Below are 20,952 nucleotides of genomic sequence, written 5' to 3' on the forward strand. Positions count from 1 at the left end.
CATGAATAACAAGCAATCAAACCAAATTACTCACGCTGATGCAGTCATGGCAGAACTAGCCAAAGGCAGACATATCAGCTATCGAGAAATGACAATCGAGCTAGGTATCAATCACCCTAAAGATATCATTTTGAAATTGCGCAAAGCAGGACAACCCATTGAGCGTTACCGAGTTAATCACGCTAACGGCAAGCACCACTACAATTTTTATTTAGCATAGGAAAAACTGTATGAATGAGCCAATAAACCCAGCGCTTTTCACTGAATTTGATAAATATAAACGTATCGTAGAAAAGTATGGGGAGGACAGCGACCAAGCCATAAACCAGTTTATGAAAGTGTTTGAGTTATCCCCCGAAAGTATCAAGCAAGAAGCCCACGCAAAGGCTAAAGAATTGGACTTGATACCACCCACAAGCGGTTACAGTGATGATGGTGAACCGCTTTATAGTGTCGCTGATGTTGCTAATCATTTTGGGGTAAGTGAAAGCGAAGTTATTGCCCAGCTAGGCAACTTAGAATACGGCAGCGATTACATTTATCACGGCAATATCAACCGCATACAGTGAGCCACCTATGAACCAACACAAGAAAACCGACAACGATTTTTATGCCATTTTTGCTGATGGTGAGTTAATCAACACCAAAGAATTAGGGTTTTTGCATACGTTAGCTTTTGCAGAAAACGCAGCCGAACTAATTAGAGCCGTTAACCCTAATAAATTCATTCTCATTCAACGAGCCATTATTGCGGGTGACACCGTAACAGGCTATGAAAACGTGATGTAAGGGGCTTTACTATGAACCAGTATAAAGACACTACCCACAAACCAAACACGCTAGAAACGCAAAAGAAACAGCATATCGCGCGTTTTATCAATGCCTTGTTAGATTGTTTGTTGATAGCGGGCATGATGTTGTTTTTATTGTTGGTAGTGACAAGCTACCACCCCGCATAAAAAAAGGCTTGCCAAGTTATCACGCCTAGCAAGCCAAAATATCACACATTTAAAAGAGTATTCTATCATGAAAAATCAAAACCACACCCCACGCCCACAGGCAACCACCCAAGCCGAACTACAAAGCCAAATTGATAGCTTAAATGGTGACGTTTACGACAATCTAACCTTGCATAGTAGCCATTTAGAAATGCTATTCAAAATGGTAAGAACTGCTATTGATGATTTAACCAACGATAACGCACCCCATCACGCCATTTCACAGGCTAAACAATCGTTACTCATTGCCCAATACTTAATTGATGAATTTGATTATTGTATTCAAAGCATGATTGAAGCTCACCCATTTTATAAAAGGGAGGGCAAAGTTTGAGTAAAACCAACGATAACAGCAGTAAAAATAAGGCGCGTCATGCGCTTTATTTGCTTAAGTGGTGCAAATGTACCAGCCACCACATAGAACGCAACCAACGCAAAATTAAAGCCATTGGCAAGGGGATTTTATGAGTATTGAAACACCAACCGCACTACAAAACGAAAAAGCCCAAACCGAGCAGGGAATGGGCTTCTTTGAGTTTTTAGCCAGTGATTCACTTACTAAAAACATTTTCGACAATGAGCAACTAGCAAGCAATCAAACAGCCGATATTTTAACTGAATTTTTTAAACCTGAACAGTTAAGCCTAGTAACGGATAATTTAACGATTGGGGATAGTGACAAAGCAACTGCAGGCGAGTTGGCAATAAGGTTATATGATAGTAATTTCGAGCCTTCAAACCTTGCTATCATGCCAGCAGATGGCAAACCCTACCTAACAGAGCAATATAAACATGATGCCTTTATTATTGGTGACGGTAACGAATTTATCGCAGTAAATAACTTTGATGATGCATTGCGATTAAAAGCCGTTTTAGGGCTTGATTCAGACAATTACACCATACTTGCAACCCTTGACGATTGGCAATTTGAACGCATGGCAAAAGCCCACGCCAAGCAAAGAACATTAACCATATTTTGCACCTATACCGAACGGCAAAAGTATAGTGATATGTTTAATGACTATCATGTTAGATTGATTGTGACCATTGAGCCTATCACCGATATGCTACTTGATTATAGGCTAGATGAGATTATCAGCGATAAGCCAAACGATACAAAGATATACCAACTAGGGGCAATCGAATGGGCAAAGCCTGAAACCATTAGCACCGCACCCGCTACCCCTTATCCTATCCACGCATGGCAAGGCGTTTTAAGAGATGCAGTAGAAGCAATTGCTTATCATGCGCAAGTACCGCAGGCAATCGCAGGACAAGTAATTTTAGGCGCATTATCGACAATCTTACAAGGTAGCATAAACGCCCCTTATGCTGATGGCGTTAAATTCATGCCAGTGGCTTTATTTTTACTTAGTATTTATCCAAGTGGCGAAGGCAAAACATTAGCTAACTCAATCGCCTATCAACAAATTGATTTTTACCAAGATGAGTTAGACAGACAATTTACCCAACTTAAACATGAATGGCAATTAGCCAAAGCCAGCGTAAAGCGAAGTGAACTAGAAACCTTTTTATTAGAAAATCCACCACCAACCGAAAAAACGCTATATATGAGCAGTGGAACACTGCAAGGCATTTTAGACAGAATGTTAATGAACAACCTTAAAAATATTACATGGGTAACGGCAGATTGTGGGCAATTTTTTGGCGGGCATAGTATGAAAGCCGATAATATGCTTTTTGTTATTTCATGCCTTAGCGATATATGGAGTAAAGGCGTTTTTGACCGCATATTATCGCCAAGAGCCAAGAATGCTATTGAGCAGACACGAACCAAAGGCGTTAGATTCACCGTAGATTTAGCAGGGCAAGATGAAGTAATAAGACCCGCTTTAAATGATGCTACTATGAACGGACAAGGATTTTTACCACGCTTTTTATTTACCGCGCCTGATGTGATAAATAGAGTGTATAACACGCCTGAACGTATGAATAATTATTCAGATAGTGACCCTAGATTGCTGAAATTTTGGGATAGATGCAGGGATTTACTTGACCCCTTGCCAAACCCTGAAAACCAACAGCCAAGCGACAATAACGCACCGCATGAGCGTATTAATATAAATTTTGCAGACCAACAAGCCCGCCAAGCCTTAGCCGATTATCAACAGTATGCTCAAGATAGAAAAGCTAAAGGCAGAGAATTGGAACATTACCCAGCGTATGCCAACCGATTAGCTGAAAATGCAAGCCGTATCGCCTCATTGATGGCATTTTTTGAAGGCAGAACCTTATTAAATGCTGATGATATCCAAAGGGCTAGTATGCTCACTGAATATTCAATTCATGAACGTATGCGATACACCGATACACCGCAGGCAAGTATGAATGACAGTGATAAATTGCTTAATTGGTTGGTGAGTAAGGCAGTCAACAAAAAACCGCCAATAGTCAATGAAGGCACGATAGGACAATACGCACCAAACGCACTAAGAAGGCAAAAGGATAGCTTACTTGATGACTTAGAAAGTATGGGGCTAGTGATGCGAAAGAAACAAGGTAAGCAGAAACTTGTTTATATCAATGAATACTTATTCAAGTAGTACAAAATTGCTAAGCTATGCCTATGTGATGCAGGGGCTTTTTTACTTTAGCAAGTTTAGCAACTTTAGCAGAACTTTAGCAGGCAGTTGCTAAGCTACAAAATAGACAGGGCAAGGGATAGAGCCAACTTTAGCAAGTTTAGCAGTTTTCTTAGTAGTAAATTTTTTTTAAGATTAGTTTATAAAAATTGATAGCCACAAAGGATAATTTTAAGGAACATATCTTAACATTACTGTAACTTTGTTTGATTTATAGTAAGAATTCTACAAGCAAAGGAGTGGTTATGAGAAATTTAATATTAGGTAGTGTATTGGCTTTAATGGCGGTTAATGCTAACGCGAAAACTTGGGATTATAAATATGGTCATGATGATTTTGATGGCGACACTAGATTAGCTACTCTTAAATCCGACAATGATGAATACAAAATAATGATTGGTGAAGATGCTAAATCAGAATCCAAAGTATCAATTTTTATTCCATTGCCATTAGGCAAGATAACAAGTTCCGAATGCAATCCTCTTTGTGATATGAGAATAATTGCTGATGGCAACAAAGACATTGAGCCTATTAAATTATTTGCAATGAAAAATCATAAAATGTACTTCTTGTATGGCGATGGCGACAAAAGGCTATCTGAAATATTTGAAAATAATAAAGTAGTGAAAATGAAGTTACCGCTTTATAACATTGGTGCTGATGTATTAACATTTACACAAACTGAAAAATTTAATAAACAAAAACTGCTATCGTTAAAATAGTGGCATAAAGCATAGTGGAACCCACTTGAGTAGTGGGTTTTTTAATGCTTAAAGGCAGTTTTTCATAAATTTGTGAAGAACATCAACAAGCAACCATACGAATAGATAATTTTTTGATGTTGGATTTCTGACATCATACTAACAAGCCAGCAATAGCAAGTTCTAATTATTTAGAAAACCAACCTAACCAAAATTGAACACCACTACAACCACCAAGCCAGTAATAAAAAGGCATTGGCAAAAAGTGAACAGCAAAATGAACACCTAACCGCCTATGGTTCAATTCAAAAACCGAACACCCAGCAACAGACCAAACCGCATTACATGGGGCATTGGTGAGAACTGAACACCAAACCGAACAGCAAAGCCGAACGATAGGCGGGCATGATTGATTTTATTTATTGTAATTAGTTCACATTAGATAGGTTCACACTATAACCCCATTGTTAGGCATGACCCAAAACGCAACACCTAGCCAAACATAAAGCCAGTCATATCAAGCTTTGAGAATAGAAAGCAACACTAAACGCAACAGCAAAAAGCAACAGGTAATTACCACCCAAAGATTTTTTAGGAATCACTAGCCTAGTGAAACTTAGTTTTCTGCACAGTACGAGCAAGGACTTTTTAGGCACGTTAGGCAGGCAAGATTTTTCGGAAGTCAAAAGCAGGTGAAAACGCTTGTAAAATAGCCATGCAAGCATAAGACACAACCACAAGCGATTATAGAACCAAGCCCGCCTATATTGAGATGATAACGGCTAGATTACGGCAAGGTTTTCTTGGAATCAGTAACGGTAAGATTACGGTAAGGAATTGGACAAGGATAGCTATAGCAATACCATGATTTAACTTTACTTAGCTTTACTGAATACAAAATCTAAAAATGCGCCTAACCCTTGCCAGTCATTGAATAAGACCATTTTTGCATTGGTAGGTTGTAAAGAAAAAAGAAGTTTTCGGACAACTTAGAAAGTAGTTTTTGAGCACGTTAGAAAATGACTTTTGCGATAAGTGAACCCTACTTTTTACACACGTTAGGCGGGCATTTAATCCAGTAAGCAAAATTATTGACTACATAAGACAGATTAAAAAAGTCAAAACCCACCAAAGCCACACAGGGCAAGGCATAAGGCTATTTTTTCATTGTGGCTTGTCTATATTTTTTCATTGGTAAAGTTAAAGGGAGGTATGAACCATTTAGTAAAATTTGAGTTTTGCGGACTGCTATAAAAAGATTGTACCAGTAGGAAAAACTTAGTTTTTTGACATTATAAAAAAGAGTTTTCCGCCCAGTATGAGCAGGAATTTTTGCATACGTTAGGCGAGAAAAGGCAAAAGCAGAATTTGAGCATATGGCAAAGGAATTTTTAGCTATGGTTTAACGTGTCGCTTTTTCGATTGGTTAAAACAACAAGATTGCAACAAGATAAACCCCAAGATTACCCCAAGATTTTTTACCCTTCCTCATTTTGAGCAGGGGCATTTTTTAGCAGTTACAAAAAATATTTTTGTTGAGAAATAAGGGGATTTTGAATAAATGGCTACCAAAACGGCTACCAATTTTATATTAATAACTATTAAATTTAATAGAATCAATAATTTGATAGAATAAAAAAAACCCATTGCAGGAGGTGAGCAATGGGCTGAGGAAAAGCACAAGTAAGTGTTAAAAGTCTGAAAATTTTTGACAATAAACGCGGTTTATCAAAATTGTCCAAGTGCTATATTAATAAAAAATTGATAAAAAATTTTGCAAGTTGATACCCTATGACTGATTAATTGGGTACAAAATAGCCGACTATCAATAAACCTGACAACAGCAAAATTTGCTAATGGCGAAATAATTCTTATTGTTATTATTATTTCGTTGTCGGACGTTATCATAGCAATAAAAGTCTAAATTTTTGACTGTCTAATTACACCTTGTTACTTTTGAAGTGTTTTTTATACAATGACATATTTGGTAAAAATACCATAAAATCAATACGGTAAAGTGGCTTAATTGTTGAAAAGTATGACAAAAACTAGCATTATGGGCAAAACATAATGACATTACTTTGAGAACCGTTATAATTATTTCAACTAGAATTAGCGTTACACCGCGCCTTACAACAAGAATGAACGAAAAATCCCATGACCGATAAGCTAGTGACCGACGACACAGCCAACCCTCCTGTTGCCTCGGGCAGTATTTTTAACTTGCCCAACAACTTGACCATTGCGCGCATCGTGATGATTCCGCTGTTTGTGGCGATTGCTTATTGGCCGCCTGCGATGGGGATTGGACAAAGCGCCATTAGTGACAACGCAATTGCCAATATAGGTATGTATCAGTTTAGCGATAGCCTACTACGCCACTTTTTATTGACGGCTGTATTTATTTTGGCGGCAATTACCGATTGGTTAGATGGCTACTTTGCTCGCAAGCTCAATATGACATCGGCATTTGGGCGGTTTCTTGACCCTGTGGCGGATAAACTGATGGTTGCTGCCGCGCTAATTATCTTGGTGCAGTGGCATCCTGATATTGTCATGGCGATTTCAGCAATTGTTATTATCTCACGCGAGATTGCTGTCTCCGCCTTGCGTGAGTGGATGGCAGAGCTGGGCAATCGTACCAGCGTTGCAGTGTCATATGTGGGCAAAATGAAAACCACTTTTCAAATGGTGGCAATTACGGTGTTACTACTTAATTGGGAATCACTTGAGATGACGGGGTATTTACTATTGATCATTTCAGTGGTGTTGACGTTATGGTCAATGTTTATTTATCTGAAAGCGGCATGGCCCTATTTAAAACAGCCTTAATTGATAACTTTAAAAAAAACTGATGACGTTAAAAAAACGGACTATGTTAAAACAATTGTTAGTTCAAAATTTACTATAAAAACCCCAGTTAAAAAACTGGGGTGATATTTTTTTAAAGCCAATAATTAAAACGTCACGGAATGGTTTTCACCCATATTTTCTGCAGTTTTACCTTCTTGGATAGCCGCTGATACCATCTTAAACATGTCCACCACCGTGTTACCGCTTAGCCAATACTGCGCACCGTTACATTCAATACAAATCACTTGCACGTTAGGATCTTCTTTACCTTTCTCATAGAACGCCGCATAGACTGGACTCCAAAGCTCATCTAGTTTGGCTTTGTCATTAACCAATTTAGCGGTACCATTGATTGACACAAAGTCTTTTTGGTCGCTTGAGGTATAAGATAAATTGACTTGGGGATTCTTTTCCAAGTCTTTGATAGTTTCTGATTTGCGATCGCCGATGAACCAAATTTTGCCATTTTCTAGTTCATTTTTATTGGTGGTCATTGGGCACGCATGTAAATGTTTTTCGTCTGCAGTAATGGTGGTCATCATTGCATATTTGACGCCTTTAATCACTTTATTAATATTTTCAATATGTTGCTCTTTGGTGAGATCTGCCATGAGAAGGTCCTTGTTATTATAGGGTTATTATACGTCTCAAAGTTAATGCTAAAAAATTTATTGCCAACTTATAGAAAGCTACGTTAAAACTGGGTTAAAGTCGTTAACTTGGACGATATTACCGGCTTTGGTTGTTTAAGTATGTCGAAAAGCTGCAAATAATTGGTATAAAACCGTTAACGATGTTATCGCAACGTAACGCAATTGAAAGACACTTTAGAAAAAACACATCGTGAAATGACAGTTTATCGCCATCAAGACAAGTGATACGCCCGTGGGTTTAATGCTATAATAGCCGCAAATTTTTCTGTTATTTTCCCAACTTTTCCCGAAGCAAGCGGAACTTTCTATGACTATCATCGCTGGACACCCATTTTTAACCGATTTTCAAACCACCAAACTGCTAAATTCCCTTAGCCAAAAAACCAATCTCAAAATCACTCACTTAAAAAGCCAGCAAGTTTATATTTTTTCTAAGGATTTGGCAGAACACGATTATAAGAAAGCAGTAGATTTGCTCAATCACGGTGACGAAATCGCGCTCAATCAAGCAAGCCAAAATGAGAATAAAGAGGCGCTGCAAATTATCGTCAGCCCACGTTTTGGTACGATTAGCCCTTGGGCAAGTAAAGCGACGGATATTTTTAATAATTGTGAGATAGCGATTGAGCGTGTTGAGCGCTTGATGGTGTATACGCTCATAGGCGAAAATTTGCCTGAAAAACTCCCGCATGATATCGAGATGATGTTGTACGACCGCATGACCCAAAGCCTATTTTATGACTTGGCAAAGGCTCAGCACTTATTCGATGACCATGAGCCAGCACCGCTCAACCATGTCGATGTGATGGGCAAAGGGCGTGAGGCGTTAGAGTCGGCAAACCGTGAGTTTGGTTTTGCGTTATCGAGCCAAGATATTGACTACTTGATGGATGCCTACGTCAATGAACTCAAACGCAATCCGACCGATGTTGAGCTCATGATGTTTGCCCAAGCCAACTCCGAGCATTGCCGCCACAAAATTTTTAATGCGCAATGGACGATTGATGGCGAAGTACAGCCAAAATCCTTGTTTGACATGATTAAAAATACCTTCGAGCAAAATCCCAACGATATTTTATCCGCGTATAAAGACAATGCCGCAGTGGTAAAAGGGCATGAAGGACAGCGTTTTTATCCGCTATTAAACAGCGACAACAATCATTTAGCATACGATTTTCACCAAGAGCCGATTGATATCTTGATGAAAGTAGAAACCCACAATCACCCAACGGCGATTGCACCGTATGCAGGAGCGGCAACAGGTTCTGGCGGTGAAATCCGTGACGAAGGCGCGACAGGTCGTGGCGGTAAACCCAAAGCAGGCTTGGCAGGATTCCATGTGTCGCATTTGCAGCTGCCTGATATGCCAGAAAAGTGGGAGCACAGCGGAAAAGTCTCGACTGCTGACTACGGCAAGCCAGTGCGTATGGCGTCTGCATTAGAAATCATGACCCAAGCACCGCTTGGTAGCGCGGCGTTTTCCAATGAATTTGGTCGTCCAAATCTCGTCGGTTATTTTCGCTCATTTCAATTGGATACCTCAAAAGACCAAGATGGCAGCCAAATGCGTGGCTATCACAAACCTATTATGATTGCCGGTGGTTACGGTAATATCAAACGCAATTTGGTGGAAAAAAATCCGATTCAGCAAGGCGATTTGCTGATTGTGCTAGGGGGTCCTGCCATGCAAATCGGCTTGGGCGGTGGCGCAGCAAGTTCGGTGGATAGTGGTGAGCTTGATGAAGGCCTGGATTTTGCGTCCGTGCAACGTGACAATGCCGAGATGGAACGCCGCTGTCAAGAAGTCATTGACCGCTGTTGGGCGATGGCAGGCAACCAGCCAGATGAAGATAACAATCCGATTGTGTCGATTCATGACGTGGGGGCAGGGGGTTTGTCAAACGCCATGCCTGAGCTTGTGAATGACCATGAACTTGGTGCGGTGTTAAACTTGCGTAAAGTGCCGTCGCTTGAGCATGGCATGTCGCCAATGGCGATTTGGTCAAATGAAGCCCAAGAGCGTTATGTGTTGGCAATCCGTCCACAAAGCCGTGAACTATTTGATAGTATCTGTGAACGCGAGCGTTGCCCGTATGCGATTTTGGGTGAAGCGACTGACGTGCGTGAGTTGGTGGTCAATGACCCACTACTCAACACCAAAGGCGACCAACAACCGGTCGATATGCCCCTACAAGTGCTACTCGGTGGCACGCCAAAAATGCAGCGTAGCTTTAGCCGTAGCACGCCAGATTTGACAGCGTTAAACCTTGATAAAGTCGATTTGGCTGAAGCGGTCAAAGACGTGCTGCGTCACCCAACGGTTGCCAGTAAATCTTTCTTAATTAGCATTGGTGATCGTTCCATCACGGGTATGGTAGTACGTGACCAATATGTTGGACGTTACCAAGTGCCAGTGGCGGACTGTGCTGTTACCGCTTCTGCTCTCATCCCTGTCGATGGCAAACCGATGACAGGCGAGGCCATGAGTATGGGCGAGCGTACCCCAGTTGCTTTGATTAATCCTGCCGCATCTGCGCGCCTTGCTGTTGCTGAAGCCATTACCAATATCGCAGGGGCGAATATCGCCAAGCTATCAGACATTACCTTGTCGGCGAACTGGATGGCAGCCTGTGGTGAAGACAAAGAAGACCAAGCCTTGTTTGATGCAGTGTATGCCGTGGGCGAGGCGCTTTGTCCGGCACTTGGCATTGCCATTCCTGTGGGTAAAGACAGCTTGTCGATGCGGGCGAATTGGTCAGATGAGCAGGCAAACAAGTCTGTGGTGTCACCCATGTCGCTCGTTATCACTGCCTTTGCCCCTGTGCAAGATGTCACCAAAACCTTAACGCCAGAATTGCTAACCAGCTCGGCGCTTGGCGAAACCGCTTTTTATCGTTTAGACTTATCAAAAGGTCAGTTCCGCTTGGGTGGCTCAATCCTTGCCCAAACCCTAAGCCAACTGGGTGATACTTGCCCAGACCTGGATAATCCGCAAGATTTAATCAACTTTTTTAACTTTATCCAGCAAGCCAACAACCAAGGCTTAATCACGGCATATCATGATATTGGTGATGGCGGTTTGCTTGCCACCATTGCTGAGATGCAATTTACCAGTCGCCAAGGCGTAAAATTGGTGTTAACTGATGACAATTTACTCGGTCAATTGTTTGCTGAGGAACTCGGCGCGGTGATTCAAGTTAAAACCTATCAGGTGGCTCAGTTGCTAGCGCTTGCCGAAACCACAGGCGTCAGCGAGTTGTTAAGCCTAGTCGGTCAAAGCACCGATGAAGACAGTTTACTCCTCCAAACAGCCACGCAAAATTTACGTTTTGAGCGTAGCGAGCTTGAGCAAGAATGGAGCAAAGTCAGCTACCATATCGCCAAAAACCGTGACAACCCCGAATGCGTACAACAGGCCTTTGATTTGATTGGTGATAAATCACACCAAGGCTTAATTGCGCAAGCCAATTATGATCTTAACCAAGCGATTGAAGCCCCGTATATCAATAGTCGCATCGCACAGCCCAAAGTCGCCATTTTGCGTGAGCAAGGCGTGAATGGTCAGCTAGAAATGGCGGCGGGCTTCAAACGCGCAGGCCTAGAAGCCGTCGATGTGCATATGAGTGACTTGCTCAAAGGGCGTGTCAACTTGCGTGACTTTGATGGGCTGGTGGCTTGCGGCGGCTTTAGTTATGGCGACGTGCTTGGCGCTGGTGCTGGCTGGGCAAAATCGGTACTGTTCCATGACGAACTACGCATGCAATTTGTGCGATTCTTTACCCGACCAGAAACCTTCTCACTTGGCGTGTGTAACGGCTGTCAGATGATGAGTCAGCTTAAAGACTTGATACCGGGCGCAGAGAATTTCCCCCGTTTTATCGCCAATAAATCGGCACGGTTTGAAGCGCGCACAGTGAATGTGAAAATTGAACGTACCAAGTCGGTGCTGTTAAAAGGCATGCAAGAGAGCATTCTACCGATTGCGGTGGCACATGGCGAAGGCTTTGCAACGTTGAGCGATACCGATATCGCAGGGATGAGCGCACATGGGCAAATTGTGATGCGTTATGTGGACAGTCTCGGCACAGCAACCGAGCATTATCCGCTCAATCCAAATGGCTCACCGCAAGGGGTGACAGGGATTTGTAGCACCGATGGGCGTGTGACCTTGATGATGCCACACCCAGAGCGCAATCTGATGGCATATAACCACAGCTGGAAGCCTGAAGCTTGGGATAATGACGGGGCGTGGATGCGGATGTTTAGAAATGCTCGGGCATTCTTAAGATAAAAGTTAACATAGATGATTTTTTTTATAAAAGGATGGCAAAAGCTGTCCTTTTTTAATGACGTAACCTAACCTGCCTAAGGCAATAAAGGCTGTTACGGTGAAAATCTTGGCTCGGTCAAAAACTAGCAACAATTTACAAACAATACACGATAACAAGGGAAAGGCATATGTTATAATAACTTAATCCTACATAGACTAAGTTAAGTTTGATTAACAATGCCTTGTAAGTCCACACAGTTCTTATAATATATCGAGGAAAATCCCATGAATAGCAAACTTTTAGTCACTACCGCTATCACAGCGTTGTTAGCCACACAATTTGCCAATGCAGAATTGGTTATCTCGCAAAACGGTGAAACGCAAAAAGTTGGTGAAACCGCGGCTCAACCTGCAGCGGTCACAAAAGCGCCTAAAACCGCCAAAGTAGAAAAAGTTAAGCCAAGCAATAGCACCAGCTACAAGCTAGACCCAAACCACGCCAATGTACGTTTTGCGATTGATCACTTCGGTACAACGACCAACCAAGGTGGTTTTTACGGCGTAACGGGTGACTTGAACTACAACCCAGCCAAAAATACAGGCAGCATCAACGTTGATATTCCTGTCAATAACCTTGATACCGGTAACGAACATTTTACCAACCATTTAAAATCAGCTGAATTCTTTAACGCTGAAAAATACCCAACGGCTAATTTTAAATCAACCAAATTCCATTTCAAAAATGGCAAAGTAACGAAAGTTGACGGTAACTTGACGCTATTGGGCAAAACCAACCCAGTTAGCTTAAAAGCCACTAAATTTAACTGCTACAACAGCCCAATGCTGAAAAATGCGCAAGTATGTGGCGGTGATTTTGAGACTACCATTGACCGCACCAAATGGGGCATGGATACCTATGTCAAAATGGGTTTTGCTAAAGACGTGAAACTCAACATCCAAGTTGAAGCCGTACAGCAATAAGCTTGCTTAGCGTTACCCAAAAGCCAATGTTAACGCATTGGCTTTTTTACGTTTTTACGATAGTTAATTTCACAAATGCTGAACTTTGCCAACACTCTTTGCACAGCTTGATTCAATTGATAAGTTAAAATATTCAAACCAATGCCATTTTTAACGACTAATAATAAAAGGAAAGTTCATGACAGATAAAACTAACAACTTAGGAACACTTGCCAAACTTGCAGGCGTGGCGACCACTGCTATTTTGACCAAAAAAGCCTTGGCTAAAACTTTCAGTCTAGGCGCAAAAGCAGTAAGCAAAAAAATTGTCAAATCTGATTCAATCAACTATAAACTCGACCCGATGCACACCAATGTGCGATTTAGCATTGACCATTTTGGTACATCAACCAATCATGGTGGGTTTTATGGCTTAGAAGGTGACATGGTATTTGACCCTGACAATCAAACAGGGAAAATTGACCTTGATATTCCGTTAGAAAAATTGCAAACAGGTAATAAAGCGTTTGATAAAGACTTAAAAAGTAAAGACTTTTTTAATGCTGATAAATATCCAACTGCCCACTTTACCTCTACCAAATTTATCTTTAAAAAGGGTAAATTACACCAAATTAAAGGCAATCTAACTTTGCTCAAAAAAACTCGACCTATCACTTTAACAGCGAGCAAATTTAATGGCTACGCCAGTCCTTTGCTAATGGCATATGTGTACGGTGGTGATTTTGAAACCACGATTGACCGTACCGATTGGGGGATTGATGGTTATGTCAAAATGGGTGTGAGTAAAAAAGTGAAGTTAGTCATTCAAATTGAAGCCGCTCAGCAATAATTTTTTAGTAGATAATGAAGGTAATCAAAAAGATCAGCGTTGGCTGGTCTTTTTTTGCTAAGCTGATTGCAAATTTTTAGCTATTCGATTCTTAACTATTCTAAGCCGCTAAGCCGGCTTTAATAAGTCTGCGGTTTGATACAAAACCATACAGCACTATACAAAACGTAAATTTACAGTATCCGCACATAGCCTCATAATTTTCAAAAACCTAGATATCACTTTATTTAATTTATTTTTGAGGAAAACTTATGAAACCATTCAATACAACAGTAAAAAACACCTTATTAGCCGCAGCCTTGGTGGTGGGTTCTGCCAATCTGACCGGTTGTGGCTATAACGCTATGCAAGCGCAAGATGAGCAAATCAACGCCTCATGGTCAGAAGTAGTCAACCAATACCAGCGCCGTGCTGACTTGATTCCCAACTTGGTCAAAGTCGTTGAGCGTTATGCCCAGCACGAACAAGCGACCTTAACCCAAGTGACACAAGCGCGCTCACAAGCGACGACTATCAATGTGAGTGCCGATGTACTTAATGACCCAGCGGCTTTTCAACGCTACCAACAAGCGCAAGATCAATTGGGTAGTGCGTTATCGCGTTTGATGGCAGTGTCAGAGCGCTATCCTGATCTAAAAGCCGACAAACAATTCCAAGAGTTACAAGCACAGCTTGAAGGTACCGAAAACCGCATTACCGTGGCACGGGGTCGTTATATCCAAGACGTTCAAACTTATAACACTACCGTACGCCAATTCCCAACCAATGTCACCGCAAAAGTGTTTGGTATGCATACCCGTCCAAACTTTACCGTGGCTAATGAGGCGCAAATCTCCACTGCACCAACCGTTGATTTTGGCAATAACAATAGCAACACCGCAAATGCGGGCGGTCAGCCCGTGAACAATTCCGCTACTGCAACAGCGAAACCCTAATTTACCATTGTTAACGTTAAATGTATGGTTAAAGCTTAACAGTTAAGAAGATTTTTTTAAATAGTCTGCCATCAGTCGGTGGCAGGCTCATTGAATAAGATTTGCACAAATTGTCAGACTGATTTTCTAATTTTTTAAAATAGTTGTTGAATTGACTACATCATAATAAAAAAATTGCATACTTTGAGGAAACACAGGTGTCATTGAATATTGTACAGACACAGCCCAATTTACAGCGCTCCCATAAACAGCCGCAAAAATTGTCATCTCGTTTGTTAGCCAAGCGGTTGTTATTAAATACCTTTACTGCGCTGACCATGGGCATTGGGCTTGCGATGCCCATGGCAGCCGCTGCAGAAACTGCCACGGCGACAGCCGATTCCTCAACCGTTACCGCTAAGCCGGCGCTACAAGATCATAGTGTTGAGGATATGGTTGCGATCGCCAAAACCTCACAAACCAATGAAGCGCTCAATGATGCCGTACTCAATAATGATGCAATTAAAGAGACGTTGGGCAATGATGCACTGCCGATACCAGGGGTTAATACTCAAGCAATTGGCAATCAGACAAATAGCAATCAGGCAACAGCTAACGCCAATGCCCAAACGACTACGACACCTAAACAGTCAACCCAAGCCCCTGTCGCCGCTGATAAACTAATCCTAAATAACCCTGTCATTGATGAAGCAAAAATTCTATCTGCCATTGATAAACAAGCGATTGAAACCAAACTGCGTAGTCTTAATGACCGCGGTTTGGCGCAAGCAGCCGTGGTCATTGTACCCACCACCAATGGCGAAGATATTTTTGACTATTCAATGAAGGTCGCTGATCGCTGGAAATTGGGCAAAAAAGACACCGATCAAGGTCTGTTGATGGTTGTTGCCGTCAATGACCGTAAAATGTATATTTTAACGGGCTATGGACTTGAAGGTACCCTGCCTGATGCCGTCGCTAAACGCATTATTAGCGATGATATAACCCCAAGATTTAAACAAGGCGATTATGCCGGGGGTATCACAGCGGGGATTAATCGTATTGAAGAACGCTTGACGACCGATCCTGCTATTTTAAAGCAAGCCGATGCCAATCGAGTCAATACCAATGCCAATAGCAATGCTCAGTCAAATCAAGAGGGCGGTATACCGCTTATCTTCCTAGGCTTTTTTGGCTTTGTCGCTGGTATGATTTTGACCAGTATATTAGGGCGTTTTTTTGGTTCGATTGCTACGGCAGGTGGCATTGTAACGCTTGGTACAGTCTTTGGTGCAGGCTTACTGGGCAGTATGTTTGTGGCATTTATTGTCTTTTTATTCTTGCTATTTCGAGGTGGCGGTGGTGGTAGCGGTGGCAGAGGCGGCGGTGGGGTTGTTTTCCTGCCGGGTGGGGGCTTTGGCGGCGGTGGATTTGGTGGTGGAGGCTTTGGCGGAGGTGGATTTAGTGGCGGCGGTGGCGGCTTTGGCGGCGGCGGTGCTGGTGGCGATTGGTAATCAGTAGTCAGTAATCGGCTAGTTATTAAAAAATTATTGAAAAAATTATTTTAAATTTACCCCTTATCATCAACTGTATAATTCATTATTTTTTATGGAATTTTCATGAGCACAAATGACCCAATAACTGCAACGAATGGTGCCAACGAAGAAACCATTGCTTACACCTCACCGATGGCGACAGTGACTTCCACTGTGCCAAGTTGGGCTAGATGGTGGCGTCAAGTTGCGTTTATACCTAGCCTGCACAATCGCTGGTTAACGCCTACTGCCCAACAACAGCTAAATCAAGCAATTACCGAAGCTGAGCAAGGGCATCGTGGCGAAGTGGTGCTAGTGATTGAGAATCATTTGCCCATTTCGTCCGCACGGCTACAAAACAGCCGAGACAGAGCAATCGAAGTTTTTGGGGATTATCGTGTCTGGGATACGCAGGATAATACTGGAGTATTGGTGTATCTTAATATCTGTGAGCGGCGTCTGGAGATTGTCGCCGATAGAGGCATCAATAGCCATGTGATGCCAACCATGTGGCAAGCGATGTGCGACAAGGCTATCGAAGGTATTAAAGCCAATCGACACATTGATAGCTTGGTTGCGCTATTGGGCGATGTGGGGCAATTGCTTCGTCAATATTACCAATTAGACAATGACCCAAGCGGCAACGAAATCGCTGACAAGATGATTTTTATAAAGTAGTTTTAAACTTAATTAGCATAGTGCGATGATGCAATCCTACCAAAAGCGATGTCACCTATCGCTTTTTTTATTGCTCAGCTTTTATCGCAAAGTTTTTATTACCAAATAGTAAGCGGGTAAACTTCAAAATTTGGTAGCAAGAATTATTAAGCATTATCTTTGCGGCGCTAAAAAATTGCGTTAAGGCTAGATAAAAGAATCGACAAATTTTGCTAGGCGAAATGATAAAATTTTACATATAATGAAAACGACATACCGCCACTCAGCTTGTTAGACAATTAGACAATTAGACCAGTCGTCATGTTGGCGATCAATCGTTACTTATAAAAATTTTGAGGGAATCCCATGCCAACGCTCACCAATAATATTGCTGATAGTATCGGTCAATTTTATCTCGGTCAAGACGTGTACCCAGAGTCTACACAAGGTCAAGCAACCCTATATGATGCAGCTGACTTAACAACCCATGCGGTGATTATCGGGATGACAGGCTCGGGTAAGACGGGTTTGGGGATTAGCTTACTTGAAGAAGCTGCGCTGGATAATATTCCGGTGATTGCGATTGACCCCAAAGGTGATTTGGGCAATTTGGCATTGACGTTCCCAAATTTGGCAGCCAGTGACTTTGAGCCCTGGATTGATAGCGGCATGGCAAATCAAGCGGGTATGAGTGTGGCAGAGTTTGCCAAGCGAACCGCAGAAAACTGGCAACAAGGGCTTGGCAACAGTTTTCAAACCCCTGAGCGTGTGCAAGCACTCAAAGCCGTCAATCGTGTCAGTGTCTATACTCCAGGTAGCGAGAATGGTTTACCCATTGCCTTACTTGGCAATCTCGTGCCGCCGCCTGATAGTGTCAAAAATGATGGCGAAAGCTATGCGGAGTATATCGATGCGACAGTGTCGGCACTGTTGGTGCTATTAAAAGTCGATGGGGATAACCTTGCCCCAGAGCATGTGTTTTTGGCACAGCTACTTAAAAACGCCTGGGACAATAACCAAACTTTAACCTTAGTAGATTTGATTACCCAAATCCAAACGCCACCGTTTGACAAAATCGGCATCCTGCCGCTGTCACAAGTATTTGCAGATAAAGACCGTGGCGCACTGGCGATGAAGCTCAATACGCTTTTGGCATCGCCGAGTTTTGCCAGCTGGCTCAAAGGCATGCCGCTGGATGCTGGCGCACTGTTTTATGATAAAAACGGCAAAGCACAAACCAGTGTGCTCAATATTGCGCATCTATCCGATGACGAACGTCTATTTTTTGTCACCTTGTTACTCACCAATTTATTGGGCTGGATCCGCCGTCAGCAAGGCACCTCAACCTTGCGGGCAATTTTGTACATGGATGAAGTGTTTGGCTATCTACCGCCGATTGGCAATCCACCGACCAAAGTATTGCTGTTGACTCTACTAAAACAAGCGCGCGCATTTGGTCTGGGGATTGTGTTATCAACCCAAAACCCAGTGGATTTGGACTACAAAGCCTTATCCAACGCGGGTACTTGGTTTATCGGTCGGTTGCAGACTGCCCAAGACCGTGAACGGGTGATGGATGGCTTGCTCTCTGCCAGCGGCAGCAGTGGACTGGACAAAGCGGCGCTTAATGCGTGGTTTGATAAACTCGGTAAACGCCAATTTTTGCTGCACAATGTGCATGACGCCAGCCCTGTGATTTTTAGCACCCGCTTCACGCTCAACTACTTATCAGGACCGCTTAGCAAACAAGCCATAGCACAGCTCAAAGCCAATAGCCAAGCCGCCCCTACCAACCCAGCGCAAGCTCAAGCCACTACGCCTGCCATCAATCCATTAGCCAGCACCATGAGTCAGCCGCCGGCCTTGCCCAAAGATGTGGGCTTGTATTATGCCCCCAAATACATAGCGGGCGATGGGCAAACCTTCTATGAGCCTACTGCCTTTGCCTATGCGCGGGTATTTTTTAATGACAAAAAATCAGGCGCTCAAAGTCAGCAGCAGCTATTATTAACCACAGCATTTGGTGAGCCGCCGTTGGTGGTAGATTGGCATCAAGCGATTTTAAGTGATTTGACCTTTGAGCAGTTACAATCGGCTCCGCACCAACCTGCTGTGCTCAAACAACTGCCTACCCAAGCGCTCGACAAGGCATCATGGAAAACTTGGGAAAAAGCGGTGAAAGAAGCCATCCGTCAGCAGCAAGTGTTAAACCTGTGGTATGTCGATAGTTTAAAGCTGTATAGCGAAGTGGCAGAGAGCGAAGACGCCTTCCGCAATCGGCTCATCGTACCGCTGCATGAACAGCGTGATATCGCCATTGCCCAGCTGCGTGATAGCTTTGCTAAAAAACAAGACGCGCTAGCGAAAAAACTACAAGCCGCCAATGAAAAATACCAACAACAAGCCGCCGAGTCAAGCAAAGGCTGGCTTGATGCAGGGGTCAGTATTGGTTCTGCGGTCTTAGGCGCATTTATGGGGCGCAAGGCGTTGTCACAGACCAATATCAATAACGTCAAACGTGCCATGAACTCGGTGGGCGATATCAATGCCAACAAACAAACCGTCGCAGAGCTTGATGCGATTCGCCAGCAGCTGCAGCAGGAGTTAGACAGCATCGGGCAGCAGTTACAAAGCCAAATCGACACCTTGGCAACCACGTATGATGCTCAGTCAATAACACTTGATACGGTACAGATTGCCCCGGCAGCGAAGGATATCACGGTGTTGTTGGTCGGCGTGTTGTATCAGCCGCTATAAACAGACGCAATATAAACCTTTTGACCCCATCAAATTTCGCGGAATGCGGTATGACCCCAACGTCTGAATACGAACAGCAAGCCCAATATTTTCTTGCCAACATCTATGCCAGTGGCAATGGCATCGCTGCCGATGCCGACAAAGCAAGCGCTTGGCTGAAGCAATCTGGCAAATATGGTTATGCTGCAGCGCTCACTGAATTACACCCATCTGTGCCAGAGAATGCCGATGACCATCATACCTACCATCAGACTTAGGTCATCATACCTAGGTGGTCTGCTTGATAGCTTTTGATAGCCTATTTTTGTTATCAAGCCTTTCTTATTCAGCCTTTCATTGATGGCTTTTTAACAGCCATTGCTTTATTTTTCGCCAACTGCACCAATTATAATGCCTATGCGCCAAATGTAGCCAAAATGAGATACGCTGCGCCTAGGATGCGTTCACGAATTTGTAGGATGATTGACCTATAATTGCAACACATTAAAAGGAAAAAGCATGACACCCGTAGATATTATTACTAGTAAAGAAATGAGCGATATTGCACAAATTGTCAAACTTCATGATATTGATGTTCCCTTAGTCGCTGTGTATTGCGGCTCACGCAAAGGCAATGACCCTATCTATGTCCAATCGGCACAAGAATTGGGCAGGGCATTGGTTGAAGCGGGGTTAGGTCTAGTGTATGGCGGTGCGGTGATTGGCTGTATGGGCGCGGTTGCCGATGGTGTAATTGAAAAAAACGGCATTGCCGTGGGCGTGATTCCTGAATTTATGATGGATCGAGAAGTGGCGCATGGTGGGCTGACGCGTCTGCATTTGACCGATACCATGCATACCCGTAAAGCCATCATGGCAGAGTATGCCAGTGCCTTTATCACCTTGCCAGGTGGGCTTGGCACGCTTGAGGAAATCATGGAAATTGCCACTTGGCGACAGCTATATCAACATGAAAAACCGATGATTATTCTCAATATCAATGGTTTTTATGACAAATTGGTTGAACATCTACAGTTTACCGCTGAACAAGGCTTTATGAAACCAGAAGATTTACAGCGATTAATCGTTTGTAATACTGTCGCCGATGCCATTGAACTACTCAAACCGATTGTTAACATGCCAGACACGATGAATGTGAATAAAATCTAACCCTGTGAGCGACAAAAAAAGACCTCAGTTAAAGGTCTTTTTTTGTATCCCT

The 20,952-nt window shown here is 42.8% G+C and carries 18 protein-coding genes; 17 read left to right on the forward strand and 1 reads right to left on the reverse strand.

Translation table 11 applies throughout. The features are described from left to right. Position 1 precedes the first annotated feature (1 nt). The 8 genes from LAJ61_RS06070 to pgsA all read left to right on the forward strand — a co-directional run bounded on the left by LAJ61_RS06070 (position 2) and on the right by pgsA (position 7,134). The gene (locus tag LAJ61_RS06070) at positions 2 to 220 is read left to right on the forward strand and encodes a helix-turn-helix domain-containing protein (RefSeq protein WP_224053199.1); all 219 of its coding nucleotides are present in this window, start codon (positions 2 to 4) and stop codon (positions 218 to 220) included. Between the two features lie 10 nt (positions 221 to 230). Next, positions 231 to 569: a hypothetical protein gene (locus LAJ61_RS06075; RefSeq protein WP_224053200.1), complete on the forward strand. Its 339-nt coding sequence runs from the start codon at positions 231 to 233 to the stop codon at positions 567 to 569. A 7-nt stretch (positions 570 to 576) separates the two neighbouring features. Then, a complete protein-coding gene (locus LAJ61_RS06080) occupies positions 577 to 789 on the forward strand; it encodes a hypothetical protein (protein ID WP_224053201.1) in 213 nt (70 codons plus the stop codon). Positions 790 to 800: 11 nt separating this feature from the next. After that, positions 801 to 959, forward strand: a complete 159-nt coding sequence (locus LAJ61_RS06085; RefSeq protein ID WP_224053202.1) for a hypothetical protein — start codon at positions 801 to 803, stop codon at positions 957 to 959. 67 nt (positions 960 to 1,026) lie between these two features. Then, the gene (locus tag LAJ61_RS06090; protein ID WP_224053203.1) at positions 1,027 to 1,332 is read left to right on the forward strand and encodes a hypothetical protein; all 306 of its coding nucleotides are present in this window, start codon (positions 1,027 to 1,029) and stop codon (positions 1,330 to 1,332) included. A gap of 130 nt (positions 1,333 to 1,462) precedes the next feature. Next, the gene (locus tag LAJ61_RS06095) at positions 1,463 to 3,562 is read left to right on the forward strand and encodes a DUF3987 domain-containing protein (protein WP_224053204.1); all 2,100 of its coding nucleotides are present in this window, start codon (positions 1,463 to 1,465) and stop codon (positions 3,560 to 3,562) included. Between the two features lie 284 nt (positions 3,563 to 3,846). Then, positions 3,847 to 4,323, forward strand: coding sequence for a hypothetical protein (locus LAJ61_RS06100; protein WP_224053205.1), 477 nt, complete (start codon positions 3,847 to 3,849; stop codon positions 4,321 to 4,323). A 2,136-nt stretch (positions 4,324 to 6,459) separates the two neighbouring features. Then, a complete protein-coding gene (gene pgsA / locus LAJ61_RS06105) occupies positions 6,460 to 7,134 on the forward strand; it encodes a CDP-diacylglycerol--glycerol-3-phosphate 3-phosphatidyltransferase (RefSeq protein ID WP_224053206.1) in 675 nt (224 codons plus the stop codon). 125 nt (positions 7,135 to 7,259) lie between these two features. Here the strand turns inward: pgsA and LAJ61_RS06110 are convergent, their stop codons facing one another. Beyond that, positions 7,260 to 7,766: a pyridoxamine 5'-phosphate oxidase family protein gene (locus LAJ61_RS06110; RefSeq protein WP_224053207.1), complete on the reverse strand. Its 507-nt coding sequence runs from the start codon at positions 7,764 to 7,766 to the stop codon at positions 7,260 to 7,262. Positions 7,767 to 8,115: 349 nt separating this feature from the next. On the opposite strand from LAJ61_RS06110, the gene purL reads away from it, so the two are divergent. From purL to LAJ61_RS06155, 9 genes are all read left to right on the forward strand, one after another. Beyond that, positions 8,116 to 12,099 (forward strand): phosphoribosylformylglycinamidine synthase, encoded by a 3,984-nt coding sequence (gene purL / locus LAJ61_RS06115; protein WP_224053208.1) that lies wholly within the window; start codon positions 8,116 to 8,118, stop codon positions 12,097 to 12,099. A 264-nt stretch (positions 12,100 to 12,363) separates the two neighbouring features. Next, positions 12,364 to 13,059: a YceI family protein gene (locus LAJ61_RS06120; RefSeq protein WP_224053209.1), complete on the forward strand. Its 696-nt coding sequence runs from the start codon at positions 12,364 to 12,366 to the stop codon at positions 13,057 to 13,059. 178 nt (positions 13,060 to 13,237) lie between these two features. Next, on the forward strand, positions 13,238 to 13,888 hold the full coding sequence (locus LAJ61_RS06125; RefSeq protein WP_224053210.1) for a YceI family protein: 651 nt from the start codon (positions 13,238 to 13,240) through the stop codon (positions 13,886 to 13,888). A gap of 251 nt (positions 13,889 to 14,139) precedes the next feature. Then, positions 14,140 to 14,823, forward strand: a complete 684-nt coding sequence (locus LAJ61_RS06130) for a LemA family protein (protein ID WP_224053211.1) — start codon at positions 14,140 to 14,142, stop codon at positions 14,821 to 14,823. Between the two features lie 197 nt (positions 14,824 to 15,020). Next, positions 15,021 to 16,316, forward strand: a complete 1,296-nt coding sequence (locus tag LAJ61_RS06135; RefSeq protein ID WP_224053212.1) for a TPM domain-containing protein — start codon at positions 15,021 to 15,023, stop codon at positions 16,314 to 16,316. Positions 16,317 to 16,421: 105 nt separating this feature from the next. Then, entirely contained in the window at positions 16,422 to 17,015 is a 594-nt protein-coding gene (locus LAJ61_RS06140) for a TPM domain-containing protein (protein WP_007117355.1), read from the forward strand. Positions 17,016 to 17,360: 345 nt separating this feature from the next. After that, entirely contained in the window at positions 17,361 to 19,751 is a 2,391-nt protein-coding gene (locus LAJ61_RS06145; protein WP_224053213.1) for an ATP-binding protein, read from the forward strand. A 50-nt stretch (positions 19,752 to 19,801) separates the two neighbouring features. Continuing rightward, positions 19,802 to 20,008 (forward strand): SEL1-like repeat protein, encoded by a 207-nt coding sequence (locus LAJ61_RS06150; protein ID WP_224053214.1) that lies wholly within the window; start codon positions 19,802 to 19,804, stop codon positions 20,006 to 20,008. A 274-nt stretch (positions 20,009 to 20,282) separates the two neighbouring features. After that, positions 20,283 to 20,900 carry an LOG family protein gene (locus tag LAJ61_RS06155; RefSeq protein ID WP_409034995.1) on the forward strand — a complete coding sequence of 206 codons (618 nt, stop codon included), beginning with the start codon at positions 20,283 to 20,285 and terminating at the stop codon, positions 20,898 to 20,900. Positions 20,901 to 20,952: the final 52 nt, after the last annotated feature.

It is taken from the genome of Faucicola osloensis (assembly GCF_020041925.1).
Taxonomy (GTDB): domain Bacteria; phylum Pseudomonadota; class Gammaproteobacteria; order Pseudomonadales; family Moraxellaceae; genus Faucicola; species Faucicola osloensis_D.

Coding starts and splice junctions, on each gene's coding strand:
- LAJ61_RS06070 (WP_224053199.1), top strand. CDS start 2: ATGAATAACAAGCAATCAAACCAAATTACTCACGCTGATGCAGTCATG.
- LAJ61_RS06075 (WP_224053200.1), top strand. CDS start 231: ATGAATGAGCCAATAAACCCAGCGCTTTTCACTGAATTTGATAAATAT.
- LAJ61_RS06080 (WP_224053201.1), top strand. CDS start 577: ATGAACCAACACAAGAAAACCGACAACGATTTTTATGCCATTTTTGCT.
- LAJ61_RS06085 (WP_224053202.1), top strand. CDS start 801: ATGAACCAGTATAAAGACACTACCCACAAACCAAACACGCTAGAAACG.
- LAJ61_RS06090 (WP_224053203.1), top strand. CDS start 1,027: ATGAAAAATCAAAACCACACCCCACGCCCACAGGCAACCACCCAAGCC.
- LAJ61_RS06095 (WP_224053204.1), top strand. CDS start 1,463: ATGAGTATTGAAACACCAACCGCACTACAAAACGAAAAAGCCCAAACC.
- LAJ61_RS06100 (WP_224053205.1), top strand. CDS start 3,847: ATGAGAAATTTAATATTAGGTAGTGTATTGGCTTTAATGGCGGTTAAT.
- pgsA (WP_224053206.1), top strand. CDS start 6,460: ATGACCGATAAGCTAGTGACCGACGACACAGCCAACCCTCCTGTTGCC.
- LAJ61_RS06110 (WP_224053207.1), bottom strand. CDS start 7,766: ATGGCAGATCTCACCAAAGAGCAACATATTGAAAATATTAATAAAGTG.
- purL (WP_224053208.1), top strand. CDS start 8,116: ATGACTATCATCGCTGGACACCCATTTTTAACCGATTTTCAAACCACC.
- LAJ61_RS06120 (WP_224053209.1), top strand. CDS start 12,364: ATGAATAGCAAACTTTTAGTCACTACCGCTATCACAGCGTTGTTAGCC.
- LAJ61_RS06125 (WP_224053210.1), top strand. CDS start 13,238: ATGACAGATAAAACTAACAACTTAGGAACACTTGCCAAACTTGCAGGC.
- LAJ61_RS06130 (WP_224053211.1), top strand. CDS start 14,140: ATGAAACCATTCAATACAACAGTAAAAAACACCTTATTAGCCGCAGCC.
- LAJ61_RS06140 (WP_007117355.1), top strand. CDS start 16,422: ATGAGCACAAATGACCCAATAACTGCAACGAATGGTGCCAACGAAGAA.
- LAJ61_RS06145 (WP_224053213.1), top strand. CDS start 17,361: ATGCCAACGCTCACCAATAATATTGCTGATAGTATCGGTCAATTTTAT.
- LAJ61_RS06150 (WP_224053214.1), top strand. CDS start 19,802: ATGACCCCAACGTCTGAATACGAACAGCAAGCCCAATATTTTCTTGCC.
- LAJ61_RS06155 (WP_409034995.1), top strand. CDS start 20,283: ATGAGCGATATTGCACAAATTGTCAAACTTCATGATATTGATGTTCCC.